Source organism: candidate division KSB1 bacterium (assembly GCA_034506255.1).
GTDB classification, from domain to species: domain Bacteria; phylum Zhuqueibacterota; class Zhuqueibacteria; order Zhuqueibacterales; family Zhuqueibacteraceae; genus Coneutiohabitans; species Coneutiohabitans thermophilus.
In genome coordinates this window covers 188,146-201,597 of the sequence record JAPDPX010000001.1, presented here as the reverse complement: position 1 = coordinate 201,597, position 13,452 = coordinate 188,146, and the positions used below count along the sequence as shown (strand labels likewise).

Here is a 13,452-nt window from a genome sequence, read left to right as displayed (position 1 = left end):
TTGAGGCAACGGCCGGGCCGTGACAGGATCGTTTCATCCACAAATTGCCGCGCAGGACAGACACGGATTATTCCGTGCGCCTGCCCAGCGTCACGACGATGCGGTGGGTCGATCCCGCCGCAAAAACCGGCAACACGGGTTTCGAGCGCAGACACTGTTCGGCGTACTTCTCCCCGTCAACCCAAATCTCCACCACGCCGCAGTTCACGTGGTGAGGATTTCTGACTTCGATATCATACACCGCGCCGCGAAACCGTCGCCGGACTTTGAATCCCTTCCAGGTCGAGGGAATGCAGGGATCAACCACCAGGCCCTCGACTGTCGGCCGCACGCCGAGAATCCACTCCCAGCCGGCCTTGAAGAGCCACGCAGCCGAGCCGGTGTACCAGGTCCACCCGCCGCGACCATAGAATTTTGAATCAGGCCCTTCGATGTTGCCGGCCGTGACATACGGCTCAGCGAAGTACTCCTCCGGCTTCATGCCGCGGTTGACCGGGTTGATCTTGGAGAAAAGACGATAGGCGGCTTCGCCCCGCTCGAGCATGGCTTCCGCCATCACCGCCCAGGTGGCGGCATGGGTATACACGCCGCCGTTCTCACGCATGCCGGCGGCGTAGCGCGAAAGATAGCCGATGAACTGGTCGGGCGTGTCATAACCGGGATAAAGCAGCAACGGGCCGGCTTTGTATTCCAGATGCTGCTCCACCATGTTCATCACCTGTTCGGCGCGGCTGCGCTCGGCAACACCGGCAATCACCGCCCAGGTTTGGGCATTGAGATAAATCCGGCCCTGGCTGTTCTCCCGGCTGCCGATTTTCCCGCCGTTGTCCTTGGTGGCGCGGTAATACCACTCACCATCCCAGGCGTGCTCGTTCAAGGCCTCGCGCAGCCGTGCCGCGCGGGCGCGGTATGTCTGCGCACGTTCCGTGTCACCGAAGTGTTCGGCGATCGGCGCGAATGCCAGCAGCAGAAAGTGTAAAAAATGACCCAGCCACACCGACTCGCCCCGGCCATCCAGGCCGACCGCGCTCAAGCCGTCATTCCAATCGCCGGCGCCAATCAACGGCAGCCCGCGCGTGCTCGTGCGTGCCAGTGACCTGTCGAGGGCGCGCACGCAATGGTCGTAAAGTGGAACGGCGTGAGAATCATCGACAAAAGGTTCGGAAACCTGCAACAGGGAGAAATCGCCGGTCTCCTGCAGGTAGCTGTTGACCACGAAGGGCAGCCACAGCAGGTTGTCGGAGATTTGATTGTGCAATCCGACCTCCGAAATGGGATGCCACCAGTGATAGACTGTGCCGTCTTTGAATTGATGGCGGGCGTGCAGCAGAATCTGGCTTTTCGTGCGCGCGGGATCGATGGGAAGAAAAATCTGACTGTCCTGCAATTGATCGCGGAAGCCGAAGGCGCCGCCGGTCTGGTAGTAGGCACTGCGCCCCCACAACCGGCCGGAAATGGCTTGATACTTCAGCCAGGTGTTGAGCATGAGATTCATGGCGTCGTCCGGCGTGTCGCATGCCACCGTGTTCAGTAACTCGTGCCAGTGCTGCTGCACCGCTGCCAGCGCGGCCTCAACCTGGTCGGCAGCGCGGTATTTGTAACTCAGCGCCACCGCCTCTTCCACTGTTTGCGTGGCGCCCAGCAGGAAGCACACGGTTTTTTGCTCCCCGGGCTTCAGCCTGAGTTCGATTTGCAGGCTGGCGATCGGATCCAGCCAGTTGCCCGCGCGTTTGGCGAGCCTGCCGGCCTGCACTGCTGCGGGCAGGCGCAAATCGCCGTAGCGCCCGAAAAACGTCTCCTTGTCGGTGTCGAAAGCGGCCGGTTTGATGCTGGCGGCGTGAAACGCAACATAGCCCCACTCGGCATTCCAGTGGCCGCGCGCCGTGGGAATTTCCCACAGGCGCTTGGTGGCGAAAATGGCGTGGCTCATGGCGTCGTAAGCGGTTTCGATGAACGACTTGTGAAACTCGCGGTGCCAGTCCGGCGCCTGGCCCAGACACCATTCGAAAAAGGAAAACAGAGTGAGTTGCTTCGGCTTGCGCGAGCTGTTGTACACGGTCAGCTTCCAAAGCTCCAGGGGTTCGTCCCGGGGCACGAACACCACCAGGCTGGAGGCAATGCCGAAATTGACCGACTCGATCACACTGTAGCCCAGGCCGTGGCGGCAGAGGTAGCGCTCCGGTTCGTGGCACACCGGCTTCCAGCCTGCCGACCAGACATTGCCCTTCTCATCCCGCAGATAAATGTACTTGCCCCATTCATCCTTGATGAGATCCTGCTCCCAGCGCGTGAGTCGGTTGAGCTGGGCGTGGGTGCGCCAACTGTAGCCGCTGCCGGTTTGGGAGATGGCAAGGCCATAATCGCCGTTGCTGATCACATTGATCCACGGCCGCGGGGTGACCGGGGTGGTGATCACATACTCCCTGCCGTCTTTGGAAAAATGGCCATACTTGGTTTTGAAGCTTTTCAAGGGCTCCTTCCTCTTCATCATAATAATCGATGCCATCAAACTTGCGCGTGCGCGGGTGCAAGCCCTTCGCGGTGGCCCCTGCACACCTTCGAATTCGCCCGACACTGCAGAGGGCACTTGGCAAAACCAGTCCGGGAATACCGGCTGTCCTGCAGCCTCCCACCGCCGGCCGTTTCCTGCCCGTTTGCCCGCACCTCTGCTCAACAATGTCACGTTCGTTTGTGGAAGCCGGTAAACTCACCTCCGGCCGCTCTCTTGCAAAGAGAGGCGAATTTGCAGCACGCGAGACAATTTCATTCAGACTCACCTTGTTTCCCGCTTCTCTTCCCGGGAGAGGAGCGCAGGGGGATAAGTGCCACAATCGTCAGCCACAGGAGCCGCCTTTTTTGACTTGACATTGCCGGGCCGGTGCGAGCGCTGGCAGACAAAGCTCGTCGCACCTGCCAAAGCTCGTTTTGCCGGCTTCGCTCCGCATGACTCGCCCGCCCGGCCAACAGCTCGGCAACAAGCCCGCCGCCGACAGGCGCGCCATCATTTTTGGATCACCGGCTTCACGGTTGGCGCGCCGGGGAGGTCCGGAGGCCATGCCGGCCGCACGGGCCTACAAATCATTGCCGGAATAAGACTGATTGAAGGACTTGTTGCACAGCGGAAAATCCGGGACGATGTTTTTGAGCAGTGCGAAGGACAGCGCCGGCCAGTTGACGAACGAGGGGTCTTTGATTTTGACACGATAGAGCCTGCCGGATTGGTCTGCCATGACCCAATGGACAATGGCGCCGCGCCAGCCTTCAACGATACCGAAGGCGGGCGCGAAAGCGGGCAGCGGGCCGAGCGGTGCGGTCAAGGGCCCGTCTGGCAATTGTGCCAGCGCCCGTTTGATCAGGTTCACCGACTCGTGTGCTTCCTCGATGCGCACCATCGTGCGGGCATAGACATCGCCGGAATGAAAGACCGGCACATTGAACTTCACTTCGCGGTAGGCATCAAAGGGATGATCCCGCCGCGCATCCACATCGATGCCGGAGGCGCGTGCGATATAGCCGAGCACGCCGTGATCGCTGGCGGTTTTGGTGTCCAGCCTGCCGGTGCCTTCCAGGCGGTCCAGCAGGATGGTGTTGTGCAAACTGATTTCGACGATTTCCTGGAAGTCGGCGAGAACGGCATCGAGTTCGGCGGGCAAATTGAGAGCGCACGGCAAATCCTGTCCCACACCGCCGGGCACGATGCCACCGCGCAGCAGGCGGTTGCCGGTCAGCTTTTTGTTCAAGCGCAGCAGGCGCTCGCGCAGGCGGAAGCAATGCGAGTGTGCCACGGGAAAGCCGGTGTCGTTGGCGATCATGCCGAAGTCGGCGATGTGATTGTAGAGCCGCTCCATTTCCAACAGAATCAGGCGGAGATACTGCGCCCGTCCGGGCACTTCGGTTCCCGACAACTTCTCCAAAGCCTGGCAATACGCCAGGGCGTGGCCGACGGTCGTGTCGCCGGAAATCCGCTCCGCCAATTCCACGCCCTCGCCGGGCGCGCGGCCTTCGAAGAGTTTTTCCGTGCCTTTGTGGGTGAAATACAGGCGAATCTTCAAATCGATCACGGTTTCGCCGACCACGCTGAAGCGGAAATGGCCCGGCTCGATGATGCCGGCATGCACCGGCCCGACGGGAATCTCGTAGATTCCTTCCCCGCTCACCGGCAGAAAGGGAAAGGGCGTGCCGTCGTCTTCGAATTTTTCCGGCAGCACGGCATCCTTGCGCAGCGGGTAAAAATTCTCCGGCCAAAAGGCATGACGCACCAAAGGCCGGCGGTCGGGGCTGCCGGTGGCTTGAATGCCGAACAAATCCCTGATCTCACGCTCGAAGCGCGAGGCCGGATAATAAAACGTGGCCATGGAAATGATGGTGGGATGATCGGCGGGCAGTTCCTTGCTGGCGTGGGCAAACCAGTTCTCGCGGTCATTCGCGAAAAGGTAATGCACCTCGAAAACACCCTTGTCGGCGCGACGATCATTGCCGACCATGAGCATCAGCTCGGCGTGAAATTCGTTGCGCAGCAATTTTGCCAGGGGGATGGCATTGCCGCGCTTGATTTGGAAATGCAATTCGTTGCCGCGGATGACGCGGAAGCTGTTCACACGGTCTTTGAAATGTTCCACCAGCGTCTTTTGCAGACGGGAAAAATCGGGCATGGTTCGCAATCTGTTATAATGAAATCTTTGTTCAAGAACACTGAGCTTTTACCGCCGGGCTGTCCCGGGCTTCCTCTTTCTTTGCGGTCTCATGATCCCTCCATGACTTTGCTTGTGCGCGCGCATGCATTACCTCGCAATGATCGTGACGATTTGATTGAGCAGCGTCGTCAGCGGCGCGGGCTGGGTGAGGCCGAGCGTCACCAACACGGCGAGGCAGAGAAACAGCGGTGCGATCTGCCAGTGGCGCACGTCGCCCGCCGCCACGCCGTTTTTCGGCTCGCCATACAACATTTTGTTGAGATGGCTGATGAACGAAACAAATACGATGGTCAGCAGGGCGAGCGCGGCCGCCATCAGCCAAGGATGCTCGAGCGCGAAACCGGCACGGAACAGGGCAAACTCGCTGATGAAAATGCCGCCCGGTGGCAGGCCGATGAGCATGAGCAGCGTGGCGGCGAACAATGCGCCGGTCCACGGCATGGCCTTGAGCAAACCGCGCACGTTGTCAATGAGCGGCGAGCCGTACTGGCGCTCGACATGACCGGCGAGCAGGAACATGCCGGCCTTGGCGGCGGTGTGATTGACCAGATGCAGCATCGCCGCGAACGCGCCCAGGGGGCCGAGCGCGAGGCCGAGGCAAATCAAACCTGTGTGTTCGATGCTGGAATAGGCCAGCATGCGTTTGTAGTTGTTGGTGAGCACGATGCTGAACGCGGCGATGATCAGGGAGAGCAGGCCGAGCGCCATCAGGAGAGTGTCGGTGAAACGGCTCTGCAACGCGGCGTCGGCCACCACCTTCCACCGCGCGATGGCATACATGGCGACGGCAAACAACGCCGAAGACATCAACGCGCCGAGCGGGGCGGGGGCTTCACCGTAGGCGTCGGGCTTCCAGGTGTGCATCGGCGCAATACCGGCTTTGGTGCCGTAGCCGATGAGAATAAAAATGAACGCCAGTTGCATGACTTCCGGGTGCAGCCTTGGCGCGCTCTCGAGCAGGACCGGCCAATTCAACGCATTCTCGCTGCGCCCGGAGAGGGCAACAAAGTCGAAGTAGCCGAGCACCGTGCCGGTGAATGCCAGGGCAATGCCCACGGAACTGATGAGAATGTATTTCCACGAGGCCTCCACCGAAACCTGGGTGAGCGTAAGCGGCACGATGAACGCCGAGAAGATGGTAGTGGCTTCCACCCCGATCCACAGGATGCCGACATTATTGGCTGAAACGGCGAGCAACATTGCGGCAATGAACAAGTTGATGGAATAATGATAGCGCCGCAATTGCCGGGCGCTGTAAACACTTTCGCCGCCCAGGCCGGGGCTGAGCAAAAGGGTGAGGCTGGCGACCGCGGAGATGCAGAGCAGCAGCAGCGCCGAGAGACTGTCAACGCGCAACATTTCACCGGGGCCAAAGGTTGGCGCCTCCCCTCCCGCAATGGCGTGTGCGGCAAATCGCAGCGCCGCGCCCAGCGGGACGAGCGAAAGCAAGGCATTGATCCAGCCGACGAACATCCGGTAAGGCCGCACGGCCAATGCGAGCGCCGCCGCCAACAACGGGGGAGCAAGCAACAAGATGAAATTCATTTCGACTGTCCGCAGATTGATCACGGTAATGAGCGGGGAGGGAGTGAGCGGGAGCAGACACCATACACCCACTCTCCCTCTCTCAACATCACCCTCGCAGTTGATTCAAGCGATCCACGTCGATCGAATCGAAGGTGGTCTTGATTTGATAGACGAACACCTGCATGACGAGAAAACCCATGAGCACGTCCAGGAAGACGCCAAGCTCGACGATGAGCGGGATGCCGTAGGTGCCGAGCACGGCCAGGAGCGCGATGCCGTTTTCCAGCACCAAAAAACCGACGACTTGCGTCAAGGCTTTCTTGCGCGTAATGATGACGAAGAGGCCGACAAAGATCAATCCCACGGCGAGCGGCAAGCCGCCGCGCGTCGGCAGCGTGCTGACCGACACCACCGGGCGTGTGACCGCATAAGCAAACAGCACCAGCAGTCCGGCGATGATGAGCGAGCTGGCGACGTTGACGTAGGGCGTGACTTCGCGCTCGATGCCGATGCGCGCCTGCAGGCGGTCGAGATAGCGGGGAATGATCAGCACTTTGAGGCCGAAGAGCACGACGGCGACGATGTACAATTCGTGGTCGTTGCCGAAGTAGCCGATCACGGCAGCCAGCAATGCGAGCACCGCCGATTGCCATTGAAAGGCGACGACGTAGGAGTGCAAACTGCGCCGCCATAACAGCGCAATGCCGAAAAGCAGCACGAGGCTGGCGCCCAGGGTGGAGAGTTGGGAGAAGAGTGTGTCGTTCATGGAAATATTTTATGCAAAAGATGCGGCAGTCCCCTCGGGAACCGAAGTTTCACCACGTGACAGCGCCTGAAGGCGCGACGACCCAAGGATCAGCGCAACAAAAACGATGACGTCACCGCCAGCAGCGCCAGCACGAACGACAGGCCGAGCAACTCCGGGACGCGGAACAGGCGCAGCTTGGCGATGCGCGTTTCGAGCAGGGCGACGGCGAGCGCCAGCACCGCCAATTTCACCAACAGCGTGACCAGGGCTAGGCCCAGCGCGGCGGGCGTGAGCGTCGTGGCCACGCCCCAGGGCACAAAGAGATTGGCGAGCAGCGAGAAAAAGATGAAGAGCTTGAGTGCCGCGGCCCACTCGATGAGCGCGAGATAACGGCCGGAATATTCCAGAATCATCGCCTCGTGAATCATCGTCAGCTCCAGGTGCGTCGCGGGGTTGTCGACGGGCAGCCGGCCGGTTTCGGCGAGCATGACGATGAAGAGCGCGGCAAAGCCGAGCAAGTGGCCGGGGTTGATGACCGCGCCAGGATCGGCAAGTGTGTGCATGACGATGCGGCCGAGGTTGGTGGAACCCGATCCCAACGCCAGGCCAAAGATCGAGAGCGCAATGGTCGGCTCGGCAATCGCAGCCACGGTCATTTCACGGCTGGCGCCCATGCCGCCGAACGCGGTGCCGGGATCGAGGCCGGCGAGCGCGAGAAAGAAGGTTCCCAACAACAGCAGATACACGACGGCAATCAAATCGCCGAGATTGTCAAATGGCAAAGTGGCGGTGAGCAACGGAACAATGAAGGTCACCGCGACCGTGCTGCTGAAGATGAGATAGGGTGCGAAGCGGAAGAGCCACGAGGCATTGTGCGACATCACCACTTCCTTGCCGAACAATTTGCGCAACTCAAAATAGGGTTGCCACGGCGGCGCGCCGCGGCGGTTTTGCAGCCGCGCCTTCAGCCAGCGAATCAATCCCACCAAACCGGGGGCCAGCGCCAGCGCCAGCACGACTTGTGCGAGCTCAAGAAGATAACCGGTCATATTTTTGTGATCAGTTTTCAGTAATCAGTTGTCAGCGGTCAATCCAACATTTAATGACAGCAACGAATAATCGACCATTGGCTACGAACAAGTCTCACATCAATCTTGCCGCCAAAAGCAAGATCATCAGCATCGCCATCACGTACACGAGATACAAATGCACGGAGCCGGATTGCACGCGCCGCGCCTGGCGCGCCAACAGGCGCAAAAATGCGAGGAACGGCTCGTACAAAACTTTCTCAAACCACGGGGTGATCCCGCTTTTGTATTCGATCGACTGCACGAAGTATTTCGACTCCGGATGGAAATCAATCGTCAGTTCCTTGCTCGGGCGATACAACTCGGCGAAGACGCGGCGCAGCGGCTCGGCAAAGGCGGTGGCGGTGTATTCCATGCGCGGCGTTTGGCCGATGCGGCCGCAGCCCCAGGAGTCACTCACGCGCAGTTTCCAATTGCTGCGCAGCAGCCACAGCAGCAGCGGCGTGAAGCCGAGCAAAATGAGGATGCCGAGCGCCGCCAGCGTCGGCGACATTTGCCCGAAATTTTCCGGTGTTTGCAGCGTCAGGCCGAGCGTGAAAGCCGCCTGCGTGTCGGGCAGGCTATCGAATCCCGCGAGAATTGCACTCAGTTGTGGCACGACCACAAACGGCGCGAGTCCCAACACCACGCAGGCGAGCGCCAAAATTCCCATGCCGACTCGCATCGAGAGCGGCGACTCGTGTGCGTGCTCGGCTTCGTGGGAACGCGGAATGGCGAGAAAGGTGATGCCAAACGCTTTCACGAAACAGGCGACGGCGAGACCGCTGGTGAGCGCCAACATCCCGACGGCGAGCGGCATTACCATCGCCACTTCGGGCCGCGGAATGTTGAAGCCGCCGAGCAGCGATTGAAAGACAATCCACTCCGACGCAAAACCGTTGAGCGGCGGCAATGCGGAAATCGCGGCAGCGCCGGTCAAAAAGAACGCGGCGGTCCACGGCATGCGTTTGATCAAGCCGCCCATCTCTTCCATGTTGCGTGTGCGGGTTGCGTGCAGCACCGAACCCGCGCCGAGAAAGAGCAGGCCTTTGAACGCGGCGTGATTGATGGTGTGATACAAGCCGCCAATGAAACCGAGCGCGGCCAGCGTCATCAAACCGTAACTTTGAAACATCATCCCCGCGCCGACGCCGATGAGAATGATGCCGATGTTTTCGACCGAGTGATAGGCGAGCAGGCGCTTGAGGTCGTGCTCCATCAGCGCGTAGAGCACGCCGAGCAGCGCGGAGATCGCGCCGAGCGCAAGCACGGTGGCGCCCCACCAAACGGGACCGCCGCCGAGCAGATCGAGCGTGACGCGCACGAGGCCGTAAATGCCCATCTTGATCACGACGCCGGACATCATCGCAGAGACGTGACTGGGGGCAACCGGATGTGCCATCGGCAGCCAAACGTGCAACGGAATGATGCCGGCTTTCGAGCCGAAGCCGAGCAGCGCGAGAATGAAAATGGCGTTGCGGAGGCTCGGCGAAAGCGCGGTGGAGCCGGAACGCATCGCGGTAAACGAAGTGGTCAGCTCGCCGCCGGCGAGCAGGAGAAACATCGCGACCAGCGCGGCGAAACCGGCATGGGTCATGGCGAGATACCAACTCGCCGCGCGCACGGTCGTCGGCTTATCGTGCTCCACCGACACCAGCCAATATGCCGAGAGCGACATGATTTCCCAGACGACGAGAAAGGTGAGCGCATTGTCGGCCATTACCTGCAGGCTGAGCGACAGCAGCAACACGTTGAACATCGTGCCGGTGAGCCGGAGTGAATAACGATCCTCGTAAGCTTTCGAATAGCCGAAGCCATAAATCGCGGTAGCAATGCCGATTAGCCCGACGACGATGAGAAAAAAGGCGCCGAGGCCGTCGAGTCTGAGCGTGACCCCAGTGAGGGGAAGAATTTCGGCGAGGGTAAATTCAAACGAGGCGCTCGAGGTGAGGAAAATTCCCCCGAGCAGCAGCGTTGCGATGGCACCAGTAGCCGCGCCGAGGGCCACCAGCGCACGGCCAATCGCACCGCGGATTCCGAGCAGTGCCATCACCGCGCCGAAGCTGTAGCCGCAGAGCATGAGAAGAAAAAGAGTGTGCCTCATGTGAACTAAATTTAAAAATTGAATCTCCAAAAAAGAATCTCAGGCCAAGCCGCCAAGACACAAGGATATCGCAAGGAAACCGCATCCGACAAGCCACAAGCGAAAAGGGAAAATGAATTACTCACAGAGGTGGAACAGCTCACGGAAAATTTCATTCTGCATCCGTCCATTTCCGTGAGCCAAAATTTTTTGCGTTACCTTTGCGGCGCCACGTCTTTACATGAGTTTTTTATGCCGTCCTACTTCGCTTTCGGCAGGCGATCCAGCGCCGCCAGAATGCCGCGCAGAATGTCCGCCGGTTCCGGCGGGCAGCCGGGGACAAAGACATCCACCGGCACCACTTTGTCCACACTGCCAAAGACGGCATAACCACCCTTGAACACGCCGCAGGTTTGCGCGCAATCGCCGACCGCGACGACGAGTTTGGGAGCGGGGGTGGCTTCGTAGGTTTTGCGCAGCGGCACTTCCATGTTGCGCGTCACCGGGCCGGTCACCAGCAGCATGTCGGCGTGGCGCGGCGAGGCGACGAAATGCATGCCGAAGCGCTCGAGATCATACACCGGATTGGTGAGGGCGGTGATTTCGATTTCGCAGCCGTTGCACGAGCCGGCATCCACCTCACGAATCGCCAGCGCACGGCCCAGCAGGCGCCGGGTTTTTGCATCAATTTGATTGACGAGCTGCACCACCTCGGCGTCCTCGGGGGTCAGCGGCTCGGTGACGATGCCGGTTTTGAAAATTTTTTTGAACACTGATGGCATCATTCTTCCATCTTTTTTGACCTGCCGTTTTGCGACACAGTCACGAAGTTGGCGTTTGCCGTCCCCGCGGCCATGCCTCTCCAATCCAAAATAAAAATCAACCATCATTCCCCTGCGCGCGCGGTCTTCAGGCACATCGAGAGCAGTGCGCCGGTGGAAGTGGTTGATCGAGTGATCAAAAGAAAGAGCAAAGACGGGAAAAAAGCAAGAAATAAAATTACCCGCCGGGGAGCCATCCCAGTTGCGTGTGTGGGGACGTGGCACAGACATTTTCTCCGCAGGCAGGGAGGCCTGCGCTATTCCAGGCGTTACTGGGGGGTTACTGCCGGCCACTCAATCATCGTCTTCAAATCCGATTGCCTGCAGCGCCGGGGCGATTTCGGGATTGGACATGAACAGCCGCCACAACAGACCACTGCGATAATTCTCGATCATCACGGTAATCGGCGCCTGATTCAAGCCCATGAAAATATCCGCCACCCAATTTTGTCCGGGGTTGAAAGCGTCGCGCAAGCCGTAGATTCCCCAAAGCTGTGCGCCCAGGTCATGGTAGAAATGTTTGAGCGCCGCCATTGACTGCTCCGGCGTGTAGGGAAACGAGGCGAGTGCGCCGGTCGGTGTGATGGTGCCGTTGTCCTGCCGCGGCACGGCTTCATGCGCGTGATAGCCCCAGGGATCATCACTGGCGGTCAAGCCCCAGCACACCGCGCTGTAGCCGCGATGACCGCGCGGATTTTCGACGCAATAGGCATGGTTGATCAGCGCCAGGTTGCGGTTGTTTTTGAAATAGTTCGTGTAGCGATCCTTCCTGCCGCGCGGATCGAATCCCAAAAAGGAATAATGCGTGAAGAACAGCGGGCCGCCGCGGCCGACGCCGACGTCCAGTTTGATGCCGTAATAGGTGTTGCCATTGACATACTGGTTGCCGTGTGTGGTGCGGCCCCAATCTTCCCGGTAACGGCGTGCGCGCTCCGACTGTCCGGCCCAGCCGGTGTGATACAGGCTGGCCGGCACCCCATGCGTGGGTGAGGCAATGGCCAGCAAATAGACGATCATCGTCTCATTGAAGCCGATCAGGGGATGATTGATGTGCCAGCCGTAATCCGGCGACCAGTGCCAGTAGAGAAAATCACTGTCCGGCTCCCGGCGATACCAATCCCACTCGACCGTTTCCCACAGTGCGGTGATGCCGACGACGATCCGGCGCTCCACCGGGTTGCGGCCGTCGAAATACTGCCGCGCCGCCAGCAGCCCCTGCATCAAAAAGGCGGTTTCGACGAGATCACCGCCATTGTCATATTTGCCAAAAAGCGGCCACACCCTGCCGGTGCTGCCATACAGGAAGTGCGGCCAGGCGCCATGAAAGCGATCGGCACGGCTGAGGAATTCGACGATCTTCAATACGTGTGCCGCCGCCTGTTCGCGGGCAATGAAGCCGCGCTCGGCTGCCACCAGCAGCGCCATAATGCCGAAGCCGGAGGCGCCGGTTGCCACCATTTCGTCGTCACCGGGAATGTTCTCCCGTGCCAGCCCGCAAACCGGATGCGCCGACTCCCAGTAATAGCGAAAGCAGGCTTCCTGCAGCATGGTGAGCAGCTCATCATCGGACAACGGCCGGGTGTGTGCGGAAGCGGTGGCGGAGAGGGCAGATTCATTCCCGTTCAAATCGATGGCACTCACCCGATACCACGCCCGGCGGTGGGGTTCCCCAATAAAATCCGCGTAACGGTTGAAATCCACCCTCTGAATGCCGACCGGTTGAAACTGCCTGCCGTCGAAGGAACGGTAAATCTGATAGCACAGCACATCGGCGGCGGGGCTGGCCTGCCAGTGCAAGTCGATGTGGCGATCATAGGCGGTGGCGGTCAATGCCAGCGGCCGGGGCGGCGCTTGTTTGTCGGCAGGGTCACTGTATGAGATTTTGATTTCGTCCAGATAGATCGTGTGCGGCCTGCCGTCGTGCGCCCCCTGTGTAAAGCAAATGGTTTTGATCCTGCTGGGCTGTTCTTCTTTCGTGGAGGCAACTCCTTCCCCGGGCTGCAGCAGGCGGGCAAGTGCGAACTTCACCTGCCGCCATTGCTGTGCCGGCAAACCGCCGGCGAGTTTGCCCCACGCCACCGGCGGCGTGCCCACACCGTGCACGTCCTTCAGGTAGATCAGGGGCAGTTCTTCGGCAGGGATGGCTTCCGGAGTGAAACACCAGAACGACAGCGTGTCGCCGCGGAACAGGATTTCCTGATTGCGACATTTGCTGTAGTGCAGCGCCATCTCCCACTCGCCGCCAAACTCCGAGCGCCACGCCAAGCGCAGCGCATTGGGCGGATTGTAATGGCGCTCGTCCGTCACCGGCATCCGGCCGTCAATCATGTCCAGCTCACTCGGCGGAATGCAAATTCCGCTGCTGTAATAGTAGGAGACAGCCGTCAGACTGTTGGCAAAGAAAACGTGCTGATCGTAACGTGACTGACCCAGGGCAGATCCAGCACCAAGAAAAATGAGAAAACCGCACAGGCGGCGGGCAGGGCGCAAAGGCATCACACGTACCCGGCGC

General features: G+C 60.0%; 8 protein-coding genes. All 8 read right to left on the bottom strand.

What is annotated here, in order from left to right:
* Positions 1-67 precede the first annotated feature (67 nt).
* The 8 genes from ONB52_00765 to ONB52_00730 all read right to left on the bottom strand — a co-directional run bounded on the left by ONB52_00765 (position 68) and on the right by ONB52_00730 (position 13,436).
* Positions 68-2,470, bottom strand: coding sequence for a glycosyl transferase family 36 (locus ONB52_00765; protein ID MDZ7414670.1), 2,403 nt, complete (start codon positions 2,468-2,470; stop codon positions 68-70).
* 601 nt (positions 2,471-3,071) lie between these two features.
* Positions 3,072-4,652 (bottom strand): NADH-quinone oxidoreductase subunit C, encoded by a 1,581-nt coding sequence (locus ONB52_00760; protein MDZ7414669.1) that lies wholly within the window; start codon positions 4,650-4,652, stop codon positions 3,072-3,074.
* Positions 4,653-4,781: 129 nt separating this feature from the next.
* Positions 4,782-6,239 (bottom strand): proton-conducting transporter membrane subunit, encoded by a 1,458-nt coding sequence (locus ONB52_00755; protein ID MDZ7414668.1) that lies wholly within the window; start codon positions 6,237-6,239, stop codon positions 4,782-4,784.
* 88 nt (positions 6,240-6,327) lie between these two features.
* Positions 6,328-6,987, bottom strand: coding sequence for a hypothetical protein (locus ONB52_00750; GenBank protein MDZ7414667.1), 660 nt, complete (start codon positions 6,985-6,987; stop codon positions 6,328-6,330).
* An 89-nt stretch (positions 6,988-7,076) separates the two neighbouring features.
* Positions 7,077-8,018, bottom strand: a complete 942-nt coding sequence (locus tag ONB52_00745) for an NADH-quinone oxidoreductase subunit H (GenBank protein MDZ7414666.1) — start codon at positions 8,016-8,018, stop codon at positions 7,077-7,079.
* A 94-nt stretch (positions 8,019-8,112) separates the two neighbouring features.
* Positions 8,113-10,140 carry a hydrogenase 4 subunit B gene (gene hyfB, locus ONB52_00740; GenBank protein ID MDZ7414665.1) on the bottom strand — a complete coding sequence of 676 codons (2,028 nt, stop codon included), beginning with the start codon at positions 10,138-10,140 and terminating at the stop codon, positions 8,113-8,115.
* Between the two features lie 239 nt (positions 10,141-10,379).
* On the bottom strand, positions 10,380-10,901 hold the full coding sequence (locus ONB52_00735; GenBank protein ID MDZ7414664.1) for an NADH-quinone oxidoreductase subunit B family protein: 522 nt from the start codon (positions 10,899-10,901) through the stop codon (positions 10,380-10,382).
* Positions 10,902-11,234: 333 nt separating this feature from the next.
* The gene (locus ONB52_00730) at positions 11,235-13,436 is read right to left on the bottom strand and encodes a hypothetical protein (GenBank protein ID MDZ7414663.1); all 2,202 of its coding nucleotides are present in this window, start codon (positions 13,434-13,436) and stop codon (positions 11,235-11,237) included.
* Positions 13,437-13,452: the final 16 nt, after the last annotated feature.

Coding starts and splice junctions, on each gene's coding strand:
- ONB52_00730 (MDZ7414663.1), bottom strand. CDS start 13,436: ATGCCTTTGCGCCCTGCCCGCCGCCTGTGCGGTTTTCTCATTTTTCTT.
- ONB52_00755 (MDZ7414668.1), bottom strand. CDS start 6,239: ATGAATTTCATCTTGTTGCTTGCTCCCCCGTTGTTGGCGGCGGCGCTC.
- ONB52_00760 (MDZ7414669.1), bottom strand. CDS start 4,652: ATGCCCGATTTTTCCCGTCTGCAAAAGACGCTGGTGGAACATTTCAAA.
- hyfB (MDZ7414665.1), bottom strand. CDS start 10,140: ATGAGGCACACTCTTTTTCTTCTCATGCTCTGCGGCTACAGCTTCGGC.
- ONB52_00745 (MDZ7414666.1), bottom strand. CDS start 8,018: ATGACCGGTTATCTTCTTGAGCTCGCACAAGTCGTGCTGGCGCTGGCG.
- ONB52_00735 (MDZ7414664.1), bottom strand. CDS start 10,901: ATGCCATCAGTGTTCAAAAAAATTTTCAAAACCGGCATCGTCACCGAG.
- ONB52_00750 (MDZ7414667.1), bottom strand. CDS start 6,987: ATGAACGACACACTCTTCTCCCAACTCTCCACCCTGGGCGCCAGCCTC.